This is a genomic window from Flagellimonas allohymeniacidonis (assembly GCF_004296335.1).
GTDB classification, from domain to species: domain Bacteria; phylum Bacteroidota; class Bacteroidia; order Flavobacteriales; family Flavobacteriaceae; genus Flagellimonas; species Flagellimonas allohymeniacidonis.
Map to the genome: position 1 here is coordinate 21,578 of NZ_SGIU01000001.1, position 19,497 is coordinate 41,074.

Below are 19,497 nucleotides of genomic sequence, written 5' to 3' on the forward strand. Positions count from 1 at the left end.
AACTTTTTTCAAAAAAAAATTAAAAATGAGGTAGGGTTTTTTCGGGGTGGGTTGTTTTACATATGAAAATTGCTATGAATTTTTATAAATATTGAGTTGGTAAACTCATATGTTTAGGTTGGTTTTGATTTTATTAAAAGCCCCGGAGTGGTTCCCGGGGCTTTTGCCTTTTAACTAACTCAAATCAATGGAACACTAGTTGCATGCATTGGCAATATCCCTAGTTTCTGTAGATGTTTCTATAAGACGATCTATGGAGGTGGTACCACGAACGGTAACTTGAATGAATTTGTCTCCAACCTCTGTGACTACCCCAGTAAAGCTGTTGAATGCGAATTGGGTTAAAATTTCTTGTCCGGTCAAATCGTTGTTATCCTCCTGATAGTTTCCAGAGATAATAAATCGCTGTACAAAAGGGACCTTAATGTTTTGGTATTGTTGGTAAATATCAGCAACCGAGATAGCGGTCCCTGGAGGGACACCAACCTCCCTGGAAACTGAAACTTGAACGGATTGTTCCGTGCTCAAACTCCGAGATTTTGTATTGGTCTCAGTAGCTGTTTTTGAATATTCGTAGCTCCCTGTAATTGAACCTTTTATGGACTTTTTGGTCCCACTGCCAAAGAATTTGGCTTCAGCTTCATAAGCAACCTCCACACTTACTTCCACGCCAGCGGTATTGGTGGTAGAAACTGACATGGTTTCCTCATAGCCTGAAGTCTGTGTTGTAGTAATGGTCGTAGTTTCACCAATGGTCTGGGTAAGTGTTCCACTACTGCAATTGCGCAGAGTGCTGTTATAGGCACTATTGGTGGCGGATGGTGGCATTATGGGTTTCATGAATTGGGAATCAACTACTTGTATATCCCAATCAATATCAAAAAGTAGTATCCTGAAGTAGTGCGGCTCATCTGGAGTACTAGTGTTGGCAATTACAAAATTGCTACCAGACACTACTAAAGGGTTTTCTGTGCCTCGAGGTACAATCTTGAATAACCCAGGTCCGTCTTTCTCGATTTTGAACCAATAATTTTGAAAGTCAACAACATTGGTGTTGCCACCATTTACAGCTAGATTTCCCCTGCTTTGAACATTAAGTTGGCCACTTGACATGTATAAATAATGAATATCGTTACCATCATGTACTGCAATTGAGAAATATTCTTCATTACCAGAAATCCTTTCAAAATGATACGTTGTGTATCTTTCGAAGAAATCAGGTTCTTCCGAATAGTTCATAGTTCCCCTAAGTCTTATATCAGATGGTGGGTTGATGCCACCAGCAGGATAGCGTTGTGAAGATGGAGCACCTACTACATTATTGTCTTTATCCACTAACTGGACATAGTATTTTAAATCTGGTCGCAGGTTTACCTCGGCAAAAAGGTCATCAAGACCTTCAGCATCTATTTCTTCCTCATCAGGACTTGCCTTAAACGACAGCTTGGAAAAACTTTGAGTGGCCAGTACGGCATCTGTTTCATCCCGTACTGAGACCTCCAGGGCTACACCTTCCCTCAACTCTTGTTCTAGGGCATCATCAAGTTGGTCATTTTCAAAAGATAGGTTGGCCAGGTTGTTGAATTCGTCAAAAGGTACTGTTTCTTCAAAGGGAGAGGAAGATGAGATAGAAATTACCGCGGTAACGGGATTATATCCTCTTCTGGCAATTTCGCGGCCACTGATACTAATACCAATCTGACCTTCATCCGTTTCAAATTCATCTGTGGAAATCGTAGGGGCAAGTTCCTCGACCTTTTCATTTTCGGTGGGTGGTTGTTCACCAGAGTTCTCACTGCTACATGCTACAAGAATTATTAGCATAATGGATGTAGCAAGCCTGCTAGGTATTCTAAAATTTGTTTTCATCACGTTTTCGTTTTGTGGTTAAACTTGATTGTTTGTTTTGTGTGACCTGCCCGGTAATGGTCTGCAGCCCTTAGCCGAGCAAGACCACAAAACGGTTGTCAAATTGATGACACCACAAACCTAAATGACTGATATTGAGGTATAAAAAAATAAGGGTGGACAAGAGGTGGACATCCTAAAAATAGTTGTGGGACAAGAGGTGGACAGTTCTTAAAATGCCTATTTTCAAAGGCTTAGCACCAAATCTTGCAATGAGTCCTCTGTAGTGATATCCAGTTTTTTACGAAGTCGATATCGGGCCTTTTTAATCCCTTCAGGTGAAATATTAAGAATATTGGCAATCTCTTTTGATGACAAATTCATTTTTAAAAGGGCCAAAAGACGAAGCTCATTTGAGGTGACCTGGGGGTATTTTGACTTTACATTGCTATTGAAGTCTTTATGTACTTCTTCAAAGTACCGAGAGAAATTCTCCCAATTGTTATCGTCCTGTAAATCAAAGTCTATGGTACGAATCAATTGTTGGTAACCATTTTTGGATTCCTCTGTTTCCTTTAATTCCTTTGCTTTTTGTTTTAACCCTTCCAAGACTTCGTTTTTTTTGGCCAGATGCAGGGCATGGGTGGTGAGTTCTTTCTTTTTGAAAGCAAGTTCTGCATCAACCTTTTCTTTTTCCAACCGATTTCTTTTCATCTTCTGTCGAATTCCATAAAACCCGATAAAAGAAATAACCAAAAGACCGGCCAAGAGTATTTTTTGAAGATTACTGATTTCCGCTTTTTGTTCCAAAACAGTAATTTCCCTGTCTTGCAGAACAATTTGCTGCTCTTTTTTTTCGGTTTCATATTGTGTCTTCAGTTCTTCAATCTGTCTTGATTTGGTTTCATTGAATATAGAATCATTAAGGTTTTGGTAGGCCTTAAAGTCTTGAAGAGCTGCATAAGAATTTCCCATGGTCTCATACACTTCAGCACGTTCTTTAAAAGCATCAGCGAGATTATCGATGGAACCGATGGAATCGGCCAATTGTATCGCTTTTGTAAAATAAGTCACCGATTTGGGGTAATCAGCTTTTAAAAAATAGGTGGAACCAATATCGTTAAAACTAATAATCTGATTGTTGATGGAACCTCTCTTAACGGATAAATCGTTGGATTTGAACTGGTACTCTAGTGCTTCATCATAGCGGCCCTGTTCCATTAAAACGGCTCCAATGTTGCCATAATTGGCGGCTACAAAATCGTCCCTTTTCATTTTATGGCTTTGGTCCAGACTTGATTGATAATTTTCAAGAGCCTTTTCATAATCTTTCAAATGGTAATAAGCCGAGCCAATTTCCATATAGGTGATGGCAAGCCAATTGGTATGGTCTAGTTCTTTGAAGGCTTCGAGTCCTTTGAAAAGATAAGGCAGGCCTTCTTCACTATTGTTCCTAAGAACCTCTGTTCTGCCGATGCCTACGTCCACAATCGCTCTTTTCAAAGGGTTTTCCTGGTTTAAGGTGTCGAGCACCCGGACGGCATTTAAAAGTTGCTCGATGGCAAGTTTAAATTCTCCCTTGTCCAAATAAATAGTAGATTTTCTCTGGAAGGCATCACTAAGCATTTCTCCATTTTTCATTTCCTTGGCTACGGTAACGGATTTTTCAGAAAGATCAAGTGCCTTTTTAAAATTGCCTTCCAGATTTTCAAATCGTGTCCATTCATAGAGCGTGCCGAAAAGTAACTGTTTACTTTCCAATTTTTTCGATGCGGTTTCTGCTCTTTCGAAATAGTAGGCCACGGAATCTGGGAGGTAATAATTCTTATAGTACATGCCCAGATTCTTCAATGCCATTGCCTCGTCTTCTTTAGAGCTAATTTTTTCTGAAAGTTTTAGACCTTTATGGAGGTACTCTAGTGCCAGTTCAGGACTAGACCTTCTGGTTTCGATGAATATTGCCTCTGCAGTCTTCACTTTTTCTAAACCATCAGAAAGTGATTTGTAGGCGTTGAGAAGGCTATCCAATCCCTGATTATCCTGAGCACGGATGAAGGGAAGGCAAAAAAATAACAGGGTGATAAATAGGAGTGTTGAGGTTTTCATAGTGGATGGCTTATCTCTTAAAAATAGACAATTCCAATCAACCTTTTGAAAAAGAAGCATTTATAAATGAAAAGCCCCGGTAGTGGGCCGGGGCTTTGATTTACTTGACCGTGTATGTTTTTCGTTCTGGCCCTACACCTTTTAGGGTAAGGGACTTCCACTCTTTGGGCAGAATGGCATTCTTTTGTATGATGCCCTCTTCGCCAATATCCAAGCCTCCAAAACCAAACAAAACTACCTGTAGCATACCTCCAGCCCCTGTGGCAAAATAGGGGTTGTCACTGGTAGCGGCTTCAGCAAGTGCTCCAAACGGAGGGCGTTTGTTGGGTTCATAACTTCTTCTGAAAAGTCGGTAGGCCTCTTTGGCATTTCCTAGGCGGGCGTAGATCACTGCAAAAACAGACTGCCCCATAGCTGGACCTTCTTCAGCCAGTTTTGGCTCGTAATATTTCAAATCCTTTAGTACGGTTTCTTCATCATTGACTACATCCAAGGGGTAAGTCAATAAATTGACATCGGCCTGTTTTATCCGTTCTCCATCATAATCAGCGTGCTCTTTTGTAGTTCCATCAGGAAATTTGAGTATCCTGATTTTGGAAGCGACTTCGTTCCACTCAGGATTTGCTACTTCGCCGACAGCTTTTGCCGCTTCAGTGGCATATTGCAACGCCGTAATGGCAGAACCATTGGTAAAGGCATTGTCATCTACGTTAGGCGCAAACTCATTGGCACCCACCACATTTTTTATGCTATAACTGCCATCTTCGTTTTTTGTGGAACGGCTCACCCAATAATCAGCAACTTCTTTCATCATAGGATAGCCTCGTCCTTTGAGCCAGTCCATGTTTTGGGTTACCCTATAATAATTCCAAAAGGCAATGGCCACATCGGCGGTGATGTGATGCTCGAAAGTTCCGGTGAGTGCCCAAGCAGGTGTGGCTTCTTCGCCAGTGTCGTCGCTTTCCCAAGGAAACATGGCGCCCTTGTACCCAAAATTAATGGCCTTTTCTTTAGCCTTGCCCAGTCGGTCTGAGCGGTAGTTGACCAAAGAACGGGCAATATCTTGGTTCAACATCAAAAGGGGAGGGAACATCCACAATTCGGTGTCCCAAAAAATATGTCCGTTGTAGTTTTGCGAAGACAATCCCATTGGCGCAATGCTAAGATTGGAATCTCCTCGGGAAAATGCATAAAGATGATAAAGGGCCAGCCTTACATCCAATTGATCTTGAAGATTGCCTTCAATAATGATATCTCCTTCCCAAAGCTCTTCCCATAATTTTCTATGTTGCCCCAACAAATCTTCACGAGGGGTCAACAAGTTGAAGATGACAAAACGCTCCGATTCGGTTTGTGGGTCTTCAAAATCTTGGGTGCTACAAACAGCACCTGTCCAAGCAAACTCAAAAGTCTCACCTTTTTTCAACTCTTTTTCAAAAGAAAGGCGATTATCATAAGGGGTCACCATATCATGAACCAGCTCAGGACGTTGGTTTTCGCGAGTGGAATTGATGGCATGCCATATAAAGGTGGCCGAAGTACCTACCAGATGTCTTCCCAATCGACTTTCGGCTACCGTCTGCAAAATGGGCATGGTGGTTTCAAGGTCTTGCAGTACCCTAAAGGTACTATTGGGGCTGTGGTATTCATCCGGCGTTTCAATAATACCTGTTGCTTTGATTTCTATATCCTCCAAAGGTTCGACGTGAACATCAATATATCCGGAATACTGAATGTTTCTTAAGGCATAAATGGTGTAAGAGACCTTTGCTTTATTCTTAAAGGTAAAACTTGTGGTGAACCCAGCGGTCTTCATATTGAGACTTTGAGACCAATTGGACACATTGTTTTCATCAACTTTTTCACCGTTAATTTCTAATTCGAGTTGGGCGAAATTCATCCCTAAAAGAATCTTGCTTACCCCTAGGGGAGATTCCTTGTCATAGACATTATTGAGAATGATGGAACGGGTCTGAAAGGGTTTGTCCTCGGGAAGAATTCCAATTCTTCCGTTGGCGGCCACGATTCCGGTATATTTTTCAACTTTTCCTGAAGATAAGGTCCAACCATCTTCTTGGCATAGGACGGAGAGACAAAATAACAAACAAATTGTAAGGCTGATAGGATGTTTCATGTTAGGACTTTAAAACAAGTCCTTAAAATAAGATTTTATTTCGAAAAGCGTGGCTTCGGCCATGGTATCAAAACGAAGGTGTGCGTGCCCCACACGTTCATAGGGACCAATACCAACACTGTAGAAACCACCATTTTTGGCGGCATCTATACCCTTTTCGGCATCTTCAAATACAATACATTCTTCGGGCTGTAATCCGAGTTTTTCTGCTCCAAAAAGAAAAATTGCGGGATTCGGTTTGCTTTTGGTAACACTGTGTCCATCGCCTACAACATCAAAATAACCGGTAGCGCTTAATTGCTCCAGTACTTTTTGTGCATTTTTGCTGGAGCTTCCCAGGGCCACGTGAAACCCCTCGGTTCTTAAATGAGTTAGAATTTCTTTGGCTCCCGGGAGGAAATCCTCCGGAGTGATATCATTCAATAGGTCTTGATACACCACATTTTTCTTTGTGGCCAATTCCACAAGGGTCTCGTCATCCAGAGAAATTTCGTTGTGATCTAGGATGAATCTCAGGGAATCCATTCTCGATATTCCTCGAAGGTTTTCGTTCACTTCGCGGTCAAATTCCCAACCCATTTCGTCCGATAGTTTTTTCCAAGCTAGAAAATGCTGTTCCGCAGTATCGGTGATGACTCCATCCAAATCGAAGATGAATCCCTTGATCATAGCTAGTGTTTTAAGCATGCAAAGAAATAACGAAAATTGTTAAGAAAAAAGCTACTTAAGGCAATATTCCATTTTTTAGAGGTGCGTATCCCTCACAGGTTTTTGCTATTTTTTTGGAAAGCAGGCTGGCAAAAAACCTATATTTTTAGTGATTGAAAGCAATTCATATGGGCAGAAAGATCGGTATTGAAGAGGCGTTTATAAATTGTTGGAAATATCCCTAAAAAGATACTTTTTCAACTCGCTCAAATTGCTATTTTTGCCCATGCATAACAACGTACTTATCCTAGATTTTGGTTCTCAGTACACCCAGTTGATAGCGCGACGCGTAAGAGAACTTAACATTTATTCAGAAATTAAGCCGTATAACCATCTCCCTGAGGATTTATCGCTGTACAAAGCTGTTATTCTCTCCGGTTCACCTTTCTCGGTGCGGTCTGAGGATGCTCCCCATCCTGATTTATCTGAAATAAAAGGCAAAATACCTTTGTTGGCCATTTGTTATGGTGCACAATACTTGGCCCATTTCAATGGAGGTAATGTGGCGCCTTCCGCTACTCGGGAATACGGTCGGGCACACTTAAGAGCACTGAACGGAGACGAGTTTTTGAAGAATATTTCTGAAGGCAGCCAAGTTTGGATGAGCCATAGCGATACCATCAAAACGTTGCCGGATAATGCCGTCTTATTGGCCAGTACCGAAGATGTGGAAAATGCAGTTTTCCGCATTGACGGGGAAGACACATATGGCATTCAATTTCATCCCGAAGTGTACCATACAAAGGAAGGCTCCCAGCTTTTGCGAAATTTTCTGGTCGATATTGCAGGATTGGAACAAGATTGGACCCCTGATGCCTTTGTGGAGACCACGGTTCAAGAACTAAAAAATAAGATAGGATCGGATAAGGTCATTTTGGGCCTTTCAGGTGGGGTGGATTCCAGCGTGGCGGCCATGCTTTTGCATAAAGCCATAGGAAATCAGCTGCATTGTATTTTCGTAAACAACGGATTGTTGCGAAAAAATGAGTTTGAAACCGTACTTCACCAATATGAAGGTATGGGACTGAACGTGAAGGGAGTTGATGCTTCGGCACGTTTTTTGGATGCCTTGGCTGGAGAGTCTGACCCTGAAAAGAAACGTAAGATCATTGGAAGGGTTTTTATCGAGGTTTTTGATGATGAGGCCCACCAAGTGGAAAATGCAAAATGGCTTGCGCAGGGTACTATTTATCCTGATAGGATAGAATCCGTATCGGCGAGTGGCGGCCCATCGGCCACCATTAAAAGCCACCATAACGTGGGCGGACTGCCAGATTTTATGAAAATGGAAATTGTGGAACCATTAAAACTATTGTTCAAGGACGAAGTACGAAGAGTAGGGGCCAGTATGGGCATGCCCGCATCTATTTTGGGAAGACATCCTTTTCCGGGTCCAGGATTGGGCATTCGTATTTTGGGTGACATTACCCCTGAAAAGGTGTCTATACTACAAGAGGTGGATGCCATATTTATTGACGGGCTCAAAAAATGGGGACTGTACGATAAGGTTTGGCAGGCCGGTGCCATGTTGCTTCCGGTGCAAAGTGTTGGTGTTATGGGTGATGAACGTACCTATGAACGGTGTGTGACCCTGAGAGCAGTGGAAAGTACGGATGGTATGACCGCAGATTGGGTGAATTTACCCTATGAATTTCTACAAAAGACCTCCAATGATATAATAAACAGGGTTAAGGGCGTTAATAGAGTAGTGTATGACATTAGTTCTAAGCCACCTGCAACTATAGAATGGGAATGAAAAAATTTAAAATCGCTTTTGTGGCCCTTGTTTTTTTGGCCACTTCCAAGATTACTGCCCAGCAGTATACCACCCACGCGGTGAAGGAAGGGGAGACCTTACAGAGTATTTCCCAAAAATATCGGGTAACTCCCTACACCATTATTCAATCCAACAAAGAAATTAAGACCGCTGCTGATGTAAAACCCAATACGGTTTTGATTATACCCTTGGACGGAAAAATTGTTCAGACCGAAGAAAAGGTAGAGGAGCAAGAAGTTGAAGAAGTAAAACCCATAAGTTTTTCGCGACATCGGGTGCGCAAACGTGAAACCTTGTTTTCGCTTACCCAACGCTATGAAATCACCGAGGAGCAGCTCAAACGTTTTAACAGACAACTATACTCGGAGCCCTTGAAAAAGGGAATGGTATTGCAAATACCCAAGTATCCTGAGGTGGACCCCAATGAGGAAAAGGAACTCGATTTTGAGACCTATACCGTAAAACCGAAGGAGACACGATGGAGTATCGCCCATAAATATGGAATTACCATAGACAGCCTATTGGTTTTGAATCCGGATTTGGACAAAAACAGCAATTATTTGGCTATGGGCGAGGAGCTAAAATTGCCCAGACCCAAAGGCGATAGTTTAAAGGATCAGCAGATAGACTTGTTTACTTCATACACCGTTCCCGCCAAAATGACCTTGTATAGTCTGGGCAAAGAATTTAGTATTCCTTCCGATTCCATTGTGAAGTTGAATCCTGAAATCATGCAACAGGGTGGACTTAAGGAAGGGATGGTCATTCGACTTCCCAAAAAGAAAGATACCAGTGGAGAGGTGAATACGGACAACTTCATTTTTTATGAAGTTAAGCCCAAACAAAACATCTTTAGGTTGACCCAAAACCTGAAAATCACCCGTGAAGAACTCTTTAATTTGAATCCTTCTTTGGAAAATGGATTGAAAGCGGGTATGGTATTAAAAATTCCAAGGGCCAATGCGCAGGGATTGGAGGTAAAGAATGCCTTGGTATTGGACAAAATCAATTTGAGGGACAGTATCAATATTGCCAACAGACCCAAGTTGGTGTTTATGTTGCCGTTTCGGCTAGATCGTATCAATTTTAATGATGGAAAAAAGACCAGGAACCAGGTCATGACCCGTAAGGACCTTAGCCTAAGTCTTGGATTCTATTCAGGTGCCCTTGTGGCTTTGGATTCCATTAAAAAACTGGGCGTGTCTGTAGATGTGAAAACCTATGATACCCAATTGAGTGTTGAAAAAGTGAAGGAAACTCTACTTAGGGAAAATCTTATGGGAGTAAATGCGATTATAGGGCCAATTGCTCCTTTGGCATTGGATGAAGTTGCAGTTCAGGCCTCTTCCAAAAATATTCCGGTTATTGCTCCAACGGCTTCAAAAAGTGTTTTGAGTCATGGAAATGTATTTTATTCTGTTCCGAAAGAGGAAGTGCTCCGAGCCAAAATGTTGAGCTACCTTAAAAAAACCCATACGGACCAGAATGTGGTCATTATCGCAGATTCAACGCATCAAGCAGCGTATGATTCCATACTCAATAAGTTTCCAGCTGCTCAAATCGCAAAGATTATCGATAATAAGTCCTTGCACTTGGATGAATTTTTAATTCAGCTTTCCGAAACCAAAGAGAATTGGGTGTTTGTTGAGACAAATCAGCCCAACATGGTTTCTAGTGTTAGCTCAATTCTGAATTCTGCGAATACCGAAGAAATTCCTGTGCGTATGTTCACAACAAGTTTCAACAACGCTTTTGAGGATGATGCCATATCAAAAACGCACCTCTCCAATCTGCGTTTTACGTATCCTTCGTTTTATAGGGAATTGGGCAATGATGCTTTTTCAAGAGCCTACCGAAAACGCTTTAGGGGTGTAAAGCCCGACAGGTATGCGGCCCGAGGTTTTGATGTTACCATGGATGTTTTGCTGAAACTTGCCTATCAAAACAATTTGTTTGAAACTTCCAAGATCATTGGTCTCACCGAATATTCAGGAAACCGATTTAACTATTTCAACGATTGGTCTTCGGGGTATTTTAACAAAGCGGCCTATATAATGGAGTACGATAGTTTACAAATAAAAGAAATCAAACTGGATGACCTCGAAAGTAACCTATAACGGAGATCTTCGCACAACATGTCTGCACCTCAGGTCGGGCAATGAATTTATAACCGATGCTCCAATTGATAACAATGGAAAAGGGGAAGCATTTTCCCCAACGGATACGGTAGCAACTGGTTTGGCGAGCTGTATGATGACCATGATGGGCATAAAGGCAAGGGATTTGGGAGTTGACTTGGTGGGTTCGGAGGCTGAGGTTACTAAACATATGGCTGCCAATCCTCGTCGTATTGCCAAAATTGAACTGACTTTAGAACTGCCAGAAGCGGTTTCCGAAAAGAACCGAAAGATTTTGGAACATACGGCAAATACCTGTCCCGTTCACTTCAGTCTGCACCCCGATATTGAAAAAGTAATAGAATTTAAGTGGGGAAGGTAGTTTTCATATTCGCTTTTTTGTTCCTTGGATTTTTTGGATTTGCGCAAGAAATCGAGGAAAGTATTCTGTGGAATCCAAACAGAAAACTCAGCTGGTCCGATTTTAAAGGAAAAATACCTCCAGCGGCCGTTCCAGCGGCAACAACAGCAAGTGGAATAAGCTACAAGTATTCGGCAAACTTGATTCACCATGAGGTGGATTTGGATTTTGAGGTCAATGCCTACTTCTATCCCAATGAATCATGGTACAAACCCAATGATTGCGACGATTTGATTTTAAGTCATGAGCAACTTCACTTCGATATCTCTGAGCTTTTTGCGCGTAAAATGCGGAAGAAATTGGCACGCACTTCCTTTTCTGACAACGTAAAAGCTGAAATTCGCAGGATTTACAAGGACATCCTTCAGGAACTAGAAGATTTTCAGGATCAATATGACTGGGAGACCAATTTTTCAAGAAATCGGGAGAAGCAATTGGAATGGAATAAAAAGATTGCCAAAGCACTTCAAAATCCTAGCTAGTTCTTTTTTTAGTCTTCAAGATTGGAAACTTTGGACCCATGGCCAATGTGGCCTTTGCCTAAACATCGCATCTAAGGAAAGCATCTTTTAAAGCACCAATTTTGTCATCCCAGGTCACAATAAACTCTTGGGCCACATGGCCCTGAAATCCAGTATCCAAAATAGCCTTCATAATGGCGGGATAAAACAGTTCTTGGGTCTCATCAATCTCATTGCGCCCAGGCACACCTGCCGTATGGTAATGTCCAAAGTAGGGATGGTACTCCTGTATGGTCTGTATGATATTTCCCTCCTGAACCTGCATATGGTAAATGTCGTAAAGCAGTTTAAAGTTATCACTACCCAAACGTCTGCACAATTCAACGCCCCAAAGGGTGCTATCGCACATATAATCTGGGTGGTTGATTTGATTGAACAGTTCCATTTGAATGACCACACCGTGTTTCTCTGCCAAGGGTAAAATTTGGGAAATTCCCTCAACGCAGTTTTGCAGTCCGACATAATCGTCCATACCCCTGCGGTTACCACTAAAACAAATGAGGTTGGTATAGCCAGCTTCCGCTACTTGGGGAATTACTTCGGTATAGTTTTCAATAAGTTGATCATGGTACTTTGGGTCGTTCCAACCTTCAGTCAAACTGATTTCAGCACCATTGCACATGGAGCAATGGATATCATATTTTTTTAGTAATGGCCAATCCTTGGGCCCAATGAGGTCAATGGCCTTAATGCCCAAACTATTCAAAATCTTAAGAAACTCTTCCAAAGGAAGGTAATTGAAGCACCATTGGCACACGCTGTGGTTGAGGTTGTTCTTAAGCTTAAAATCTTGCTGTGGGATAGATTGTTGCCCCAAAAGGGCAGAGGAAGCCAATCCGGCCGAACCCACAGTCGCAGAGGCAATAAAATCACGTCGTTTCATTTGGATGGATTGTACCAAGAAAGATAGTACATTCACCCTACAAATGGAAATACAACCGAATCCACAACAACTGCTCGAACTGGCCCACTACAAAATGCCCTTTGGCAAATACAAGGACCGATACTTGGTTGATTTGCCCTTGCCATACTTGGTGTGGTTTCAGCAAAAGGGCTTTCCCAAAGGCAAATTGGGGGAGTATTTACAAATCACTTTGACCATTAAAGACAATGGTTTGGAACCCATAATCCGAAAACTTCAAAAAGAATTTCCAAAGGAATAGGGTTGTTTCGTTCAGCAATTTGTAATTTTACTTCCCGTAATAGAAAGTCCATCATGTCACAGACAAAATACATTTTCGTTACGGGAGGCGTTACTTCTTCATTAGGCAAGGGAATTATCGCAGCATCTTTGGCTAAACTACTGCAAGCCAGGGGGTACCGGACCACGATTCAGAAATTAGACCCTTATATCAACGTAGATCCAGGAACACTGAATCCATATGAACATGGGGAATGCTATGTGACCGATGATGGAGCCGAAACCGATTTGGATTTAGGACACTACGAGCGTTTTTTGAACGTACGTACCTCTCAGGCCAATAATGTGACTACAGGACGTATCTACCAAAGCGTCATTGAGAAAGAAAGAAAGGGTGAGTTTTTGGGAAAAACGGTTCAGGTGGTGCCCCATATTACAAACGAAATTAAAGAACGTATCCAGATTTTGGGGAACAGCGGCGATTACGATATTGTAATCACTGAGATAGGAGGTACCGTGGGTGATATTGAGTCACTGCCCTATATCGAGGCTGTTCGTCAACTGCTTTGGGAATTGGGGGAGAACAATGGTATTGTAATCCATTTAACGTTGGTTCCTTTTTTATCGGCTGCCGGAGAATTGAAGACCAAACCTACACAGCATTCGGTGAAGACTTTGATGGAAAGCGGAATAAAAGCCGATATCTTGGTATGTAGGACGGAACACGAAATTTCAGAAGATATTAAGCGCAAGCTGGCCCTGTTCTGTAATGTGAGGCAAGAAGCTGTAATCCAATCGATTGATGCATCTACAATTTATGACGTTCCGATTATGATGCAGGAGGAAGGTCTGGACACGGTGGCACTGGAAAAATTGGCACTTCCAAACGAAAATGAGCCTAATCTGGATTCATGGAAGCAGTTTTTGAACAGGCATAAGAATCCCAAAAATAAAGTCACTATTGGGCTTATTGGAAAGTACGTAGAACTGCAAGATTCGTATAAATCCATTTTAGAATCCTTTATCCACGCTGGAGCGGTCAATGAGGTAAAGGTCGATGTACGTTCCATACATTCGGAACACATTTCTGCTTCTGATATCGACAAAAAAATGATGGGTCTCGATGGTATCTTGGTAGCACCGGGATTTGGTGAACGGGGCATTGAGGGCAAAATAATGGCAGTGCGCTATGCTAGGGAAAATGACATTCCTTTTTTGGGGATTTGTTTGGGGATGCAAATGGCCGTAATTGAGTTTGCAAGAACCGTACTAGGTCTGGAAAACGCCAATTCCACAGAAATGGAAGCCAATACAGAGGACCCGGTCATCAATTTAATGGAGGAGCAAAAACAAATTACTAACATGGGAGGAACCATGCGTTTGGGAGCTTGGGACTGTCAGTTGCAAGAAGGTAGTTTGGTTCATGAAGTATATGGAAAAACAGAAATTTCTGAACGCCACCGACACCGTTTTGAATTTAATAATGCCTACAAATCCAGATTGGAGGAAGCTGGATTGAAGGCGACTGGTTTCAATCCGAAGACTGGATTGGTGGAAGTCATTGAAATACCTTCGCATCCGTGGTTTATCGGTGTACAATATCATCCTGAATACAAAAGTACCGTGGCTGACCCACATCCTTTGTTTGTTGGTTTTGTAAAGGCTGTCTTGGCGCAAAAACAGCAACAAACTAATGCCAGTTTGGCATAAACTGCGGTTTTGGACATATATTTGCCACCTGAAGAGCGAGAAAAAAATTTCTACTAAATAATTTTCATGGAAGAAAAGAAACTGGATATCAATTCCATAATTGGATTTGTGTTGATTTTTGGGATACTCATTTTTATGTTTTATCAAAATCAGCCCACTCCCGAGGAATTGGAAGCTCAGAAAGCGGAGCAGGAGCTAATTGAGGCAGAAGCCAAAGTAGCTGAAGAAGAAAAGGAGAGCAGTCCTGAAATAGAAAAACCGCAACCCATCAATGTGCAGGATTCCACGGCGGTAAGTGAGTACCAAAATTCTGTAGGAGCCTTCGGATTTACTTCAGTGTCCGAAGCAACGACCATACTTGAGAATGAGTTGGTTTATTTGGAAGTTGCTAACAGGGGAGGACAGATTGTAGAGGCAAAAATGAAAAATTTTGTCACTTACGATTCCATCCCCGTATATCTTGTGAAGGATGGCAATGCTAACTTTAAACTTAGTTTTTCCACTACGGATAATCGAGTTCTAAGCACAGCAGATTTGTTCTTCGAGCCCTCATTGACAAAAAATGGGGATGATCAAGTGCTTTCGATGAAAGCCAAGGTTAGCGAAAACCAATTTTTGGAATACCGCTACGAAATGAAACCGGATGACTACCTAATTGATTTTACCGTACGTTCCCAAGGATTGAATGGGGTCATCAACAGCGGACACCCCATCACACTTGAGTGGGATATGAAAGGTATCCGCCATAACAAAAGTGTGCAGTATGAAAACCGTTATACGCGGCTGACGTATAATCACGAAGACGGGAAGATCAGTAAACTTTCTGAGAGCAGTGACTTGGATGAAGAAACCGAGGAGGATATAAAATGGCTTTCTTATCGTCAGCATTTTTTCAGCAGCATTTTAGCCACGGATAATCCATTTAATACGGCCGAACTTACATCAAAGAACCTTGTTGAAGAAGAAAACAAAGAAACATTGTTTACCAAGGAATATAGTGCCAAAGTACCATTGGCGTTGCAAGGAGGCGAGCTTTCCCAAAATATGCATTGGTATTATGGTCCCACCGATGTGAAGATTTTGGATGATTATAAGGATTTAAACTTGGCAGATTCCATTCCTTTTGGATGGGGTATTTTTGGATGGATCAACCGGTACATATTTACACCTTTTTATGGGTTCTTGAGCTCATTTCTGCCCTATGGAATTGCCATTATTATCATGACCATATTGGTGCGATTGGCGCTCTCACCGGTTACATACAAGTCATACCTTTCGCAAGCCAAAATGAAGGTCCTGAAACCTGAAATCACCGAGCTTAACGAAAAGTACAAGGACAATGCCATGAAGAAGCAGCAGGAGACCATGAAGTTGTACAATAAGGCAGGGGTTAGCCCCATGAGCGGTTGTATACCGGCCTTGATGCAATTGCCCATTTTCTACGCCTTGTTCATGTTTTTCCCAACTTCTTTTGAGTTGCGTCAGAAATCGTTCTTGTGGGCTGAGGATTTGTCTTCCTATGATACGATTTTCAACTTGCCGTTCTCCATTCCATTTTATGGAGATCACGTGAGTCTTTTCCCAATTCTGGCGTCCATAGCGATATTCTTTTATATGACGCTGACTACAGGGCAGACCATGCAAATGCAACAGCAACCGGGCATGCCCAACATGAAGTTTATCATGTATCTATCACCGGTTATGATGTTGGTGTTCTTTAACAACTATGCCAGTGGATTGAGTTTATACTACTTCATCTCTAACTTGATCACCATCTTTATTATGTTGGCCATCAAGAATTACATTCTGGATGAGGACAAGATTCATGCCCAGATTCAAGAGAACAAAAAGAAGCCTAAAAAGGAGAACAAGTTCCAGCGTAAGATGCGTGAAATGATGGAACAGGCTGAGAATCAGAAGAAAACTGGGGGTCGAAGATAGTTTTTCTCATACGATGTAGCCCATTTTCCCGTTTTAATGATAGTGAGATTAAACCTTTTGGGTTGATCAAAGTCTAACAGGAAAACCTACTACATCAACAATATGAAAAACCTAAGATTTGCACTTTTTCTTTTGGCATTTATTTTTATCGGTTCTACGGAATATGTTGAAGCCCAAGTACGCAGACCTGCGGTGAAAACCGTTCGAAAAAAACGTAGGGTAAAACGCAAGGTACGTCGACAAAACCGCAGGGTGGTAAGAAGAACGTTGAGACGTTTGCCCAATAACACAAGACCCATAGTCTTTAGAAGAGTTACGTACTATCCCGTGGGTGGTATGTACTACGTTCAACGCCGAGGTATTTATGTAAGGGCGTTTCCCCCAAGGGGATTCAGACTGCGCTTGTTGCCAGCAACGGCGATTACCATAAGTGTTAGGGGAGTACCCTATCGTTATGCCGATGGTGTTTTCTATAATGAAATCAATGGGGAGTACGAAGTAACACAGCCACCGATCGGGGCGGTGTTAAATGAACTGCCTGAAGACGCAGAGGAAATCGATTTTGACGGTGTATCGGCTTACGAGCTCAATGAAGCCATTTACCAAGCGGTGGAGGATGGCTATGAAGTTATCGATGTTATCGAAGAAGAAGAACAGGAAGATTGAGCACTGATAAATAGAGTAGCCCTAAATCAAAAAAAACTCCCCCGATTTCGGGGGAGTTTCCATTTATAGGTATAGTTTGGAAAGATTTGGGACTCCAAAGATGCTGCTTAATATCTGCTTAAAAAATTAATAGTTGTCAAAGGGCCCGTTTTTGTATGGTAAAAACCCCCCTTTTGATGTGTCATCGACGAACGGTAAACTCCCCTAGATAAACGAACTCCCTTAACCGAAATCAAGGGAGTTTTTTAACAGAAAAATACTTACAAAATTTTTGTTTTTTGCAGCTACGAATTAGTGTAGTGCATCCAAAACTTCTTGAGGTAAAAGTACCTTGTCGATGATATGGACAACTCCATTGCTTGCGAAATTATCTTCCGCAATCACTTCGGCATCCACATGGGTCTTATCACGAATGAAAATTCCGTGGTTAAGGATAGCAATTACATCCTCACCCTGAACGGTATGTATTCGCTGATGATTTTTTAAATCTCCTGAAGCTACGGCCTGTCCTGCTACAACGTGGTATGTCAAGATTTTGGCCAAAAGTTCTTTTTCCTGTGGAGTATCAAAATCATCCAAACTGTTGTATTGATCGCCCAAAGCATTCAACAAGTCAACAAATGCCTCGTTGGTGGGTGCAAAGACCGTAAAGGGGCCTTCTCCACTAAGTACTCCAACCAATCCAGCATCGGCTTGAATCAAGGCATCCACAAGTAGACTTAAATCATCTACAGACTGGGCTAATTCTACAATGTTAGGTGTAGGAGGGAATAGAATATCCAATACTTCTTGTGGAAGCAATACTTTGTTGATTACATGTACCACACCATTACTCGCCTCTACGTCTGGAATAACTACAGTGGCATTGGTATCAGTGGCATCGACAATATGTACGGTATTGTTCTTAATGTTGATACCTACATTTTCCCCTTGGAAAGTTTCAATTTGCTGTCCGTGGGAAAGGTCAGCTTTGAATGCAGCTGTGCCAACTACTACATGATAGGTCAATACCTTCACAAGAATATCCAACTCTTCCTCGGTATCAAAATCTGATAAGCTGCTAAAGTCATCTCCAAGAATATCGAGCAATTCTATGAAAGCGGCATTGGTGGGTGCGAAGACCGTAAACGGCCCGTCTCCGCTTAACGTTTCCACCAAACCTGCATTCGCTGTTTGCAACGCTTCAACCAAAAGGCTAAGGTCGTCGGTTTCAACAGCGATTTCAACAATGGTCTTTAGCTGAAGTGAAGCCACAAAATCCAAGGCAGCCTGTGGAAGCAAAACTTTATCTATAGTATGGGCCACGCCATTGGAGGCCATAAAATCGGTACCTGTAATATTGGCATTGACTTCAGAGGCATCTCCGATAACAAAGGTTCCATCTTGCTTGATAACGGAAACGTTATTTCCAGCAAAGGCCGTGGGTACATCTCCAACTGCCAAATCAGCCTTTAATACTTTTGCAGGAATCACATGATATAGTAGAATGTTGCGAAGCAAATCGATTTCCTCGGTCGTATCAAAATCATCCAAAGAAGAATAGTCATCGCCCAAAATATCCAATAAGGCTACAAAGGCATCATCGGTAGGGGCAAAAACAGTAAAGGGTCCATCGCCGCTAAGAGTTCCAACCAAATCTGCTTTGATAACGGCAGCTTCAAGTAACGAAAGGGCTTCGGTTTCAACTACTAATTCTACCAAGTTGCCCAATTCCTCCTCGTCCTCATCGTCATCCTCATCGTCATCACCACTTAGAGCGTCAAGAATTTCTTGCGGAAGAAGAACTTTGTTGATGACATGTACTATACCATTTGATGCACTAACATCAGGAATAATAACCTGCGCATCCTCATCTGTGGCATCACCAATAAAAACACCTCCATCCAGGTCCACTACAACATCTTCTCCTTGAACGGTGGTGATGGCTTGGCCATCACTAAGTTCCGTAGATGCTACAGCAGCTCCAAGAACCACATGGTATTGCAAGATTTTCGCCAGAAGCTCTCTTTCTTCATCAGTATCAAAATCGTCAAGGGAATCAAAACCATCTAGGCTGCCCAATAGCGCAGAGAATGCCTCATTGGTGGGAGCAAATACGGTAAAAGGACCTTCTCCACTTAGGGTACCTATCAAATCTGAGTCTGCATTTTCATCCGCTTTGGCCAGCGCCATTACCAAGGAATTTAAGGCCTCGGTGTTTTGTGCCGTTTCGACAATGTTGTTTTGGGTTTCTGTAGATGCTTCAGCTATGGCTTGTCCATCATCTTCGTTGTCACAGGAAGAAAATGTGAACAGCGAAAGCATCATTAAGAGGAAATAGCTCCTCAGTTGTAGCACTTTTTTCATTTTTATATGTGTTTTCGGGTTAATACTTGTTTGTGGGGTGAAAAAAAGGTCATGCCGCGGC

Annotated in this window: 14 protein-coding genes; 8 read left to right on the top strand and 6 right to left on the bottom strand. The window is 42.1% G+C overall.

Annotation, left to right across the window (positions count from 1 at the left end):
- Nucleotides 1-195: 195 nt before the first annotated feature.
- From EW142_RS00095 to pgmB, 4 genes are all read right to left on the bottom strand, one after another.
- Nucleotides 196-1,869, bottom strand: a complete 1,674-nt coding sequence (locus tag EW142_RS00095; RefSeq protein WP_130607921.1) for a hypothetical protein — start codon at nucleotides 1,867-1,869, stop codon at nucleotides 196-198.
- 225 nt (nucleotides 1,870-2,094) lie between these two features.
- A complete protein-coding gene (locus EW142_RS00100) occupies nucleotides 2,095-3,954 on the bottom strand; it encodes a tetratricopeptide repeat protein (RefSeq protein WP_165395187.1) in 1,860 nt (619 codons plus the stop codon).
- 100 nt (nucleotides 3,955-4,054) lie between these two features.
- Nucleotides 4,055-6,088: a glycosyl hydrolase family 95 catalytic domain-containing protein gene (locus EW142_RS00105; RefSeq protein ID WP_130607926.1), complete on the bottom strand. Its 2,034-nt coding sequence runs from the start codon at nucleotides 6,086-6,088 to the stop codon at nucleotides 4,055-4,057.
- A 9-nt stretch (nucleotides 6,089-6,097) separates the two neighbouring features.
- Nucleotides 6,098-6,757 (bottom strand): beta-phosphoglucomutase, encoded by a 660-nt coding sequence (gene pgmB / locus EW142_RS00110; protein ID WP_130607929.1) that lies wholly within the window; start codon nucleotides 6,755-6,757, stop codon nucleotides 6,098-6,100.
- 265 nt (nucleotides 6,758-7,022) lie between these two features.
- On the opposite strand from pgmB, the gene guaA reads away from it, so the two are divergent.
- From guaA to EW142_RS00130, 4 genes are read left to right on the top strand one after another with little or no spacing between them, the layout of a single operon-like run.
- On the top strand, nucleotides 7,023-8,552 hold the full coding sequence (gene guaA / locus EW142_RS00115) for a glutamine-hydrolyzing GMP synthase (RefSeq protein WP_130607931.1): 1,530 nt from the start codon (nucleotides 7,023-7,025) through the stop codon (nucleotides 8,550-8,552).
- On the top strand, nucleotides 8,549-10,690 hold the full coding sequence (locus EW142_RS00120; RefSeq protein WP_130607934.1) for a PBP1 and LysM peptidoglycan-binding domain-containing protein: 2,142 nt from the start codon (nucleotides 8,549-8,551) through the stop codon (nucleotides 10,688-10,690). Before guaA ends, EW142_RS00120 begins: the two co-directional genes overlap by 4 nt.
- Nucleotides 10,668-11,072, top strand: coding sequence for an OsmC family protein (locus tag EW142_RS00125; protein ID WP_130607937.1), 405 nt, complete (start codon nucleotides 10,668-10,670; stop codon nucleotides 11,070-11,072). Before EW142_RS00120 ends, EW142_RS00125 begins: the two co-directional genes overlap by 23 nt.
- Nucleotides 11,060-11,593, top strand: coding sequence for a DUF922 domain-containing protein (locus EW142_RS00130; protein WP_130607940.1), 534 nt, complete (start codon nucleotides 11,060-11,062; stop codon nucleotides 11,591-11,593). Before EW142_RS00125 ends, EW142_RS00130 begins: the two co-directional genes overlap by 13 nt.
- A gap of 58 nt (nucleotides 11,594-11,651) precedes the next feature.
- Here the strand turns inward: EW142_RS00130 and EW142_RS00135 are convergent, their stop codons facing one another.
- Nucleotides 11,652-12,515 carry a hydroxypyruvate isomerase family protein gene (locus EW142_RS00135; protein WP_130607943.1) on the bottom strand — a complete coding sequence of 288 codons (864 nt, stop codon included), beginning with the start codon at nucleotides 12,513-12,515 and terminating at the stop codon, nucleotides 11,652-11,654.
- Nucleotides 12,516-12,558: 43 nt separating this feature from the next.
- Between EW142_RS00135 and EW142_RS00140 the strand changes: the two genes are divergently transcribed.
- The 4 genes from EW142_RS00140 to EW142_RS00155 all read left to right on the top strand — a co-directional run bounded on the left by EW142_RS00140 (nucleotide 12,559) and on the right by EW142_RS00155 (nucleotide 17,090).
- Nucleotides 12,559-12,795, top strand: a complete 237-nt coding sequence (locus tag EW142_RS00140; protein ID WP_130612313.1) for a DUF3820 family protein — start codon at nucleotides 12,559-12,561, stop codon at nucleotides 12,793-12,795.
- Between the two features lie 53 nt (nucleotides 12,796-12,848).
- On the top strand, nucleotides 12,849-14,483 hold the full coding sequence (locus tag EW142_RS00145; protein ID WP_130607946.1) for a CTP synthase: 1,635 nt from the start codon (nucleotides 12,849-12,851) through the stop codon (nucleotides 14,481-14,483).
- A 66-nt stretch (nucleotides 14,484-14,549) separates the two neighbouring features.
- Nucleotides 14,550-16,424, top strand: coding sequence for a membrane protein insertase YidC (gene yidC / locus EW142_RS00150; protein WP_130607949.1), 1,875 nt, complete (start codon nucleotides 14,550-14,552; stop codon nucleotides 16,422-16,424).
- Between the two features lie 102 nt (nucleotides 16,425-16,526).
- Nucleotides 16,527-17,090: a DUF6515 family protein gene (locus EW142_RS00155; protein ID WP_130607952.1), complete on the top strand. Its 564-nt coding sequence runs from the start codon at nucleotides 16,527-16,529 to the stop codon at nucleotides 17,088-17,090.
- A 291-nt stretch (nucleotides 17,091-17,381) separates the two neighbouring features.
- On the opposite strand, the gene EW142_RS00160 is transcribed toward EW142_RS00155, so the two are convergent.
- The gene (locus EW142_RS00160; RefSeq protein WP_130607955.1) at nucleotides 17,382-19,436 is read right to left on the bottom strand and encodes a fasciclin domain-containing protein; all 2,055 of its coding nucleotides are present in this window, start codon (nucleotides 19,434-19,436) and stop codon (nucleotides 17,382-17,384) included.
- Nucleotides 19,437-19,497: the final 61 nt, after the last annotated feature.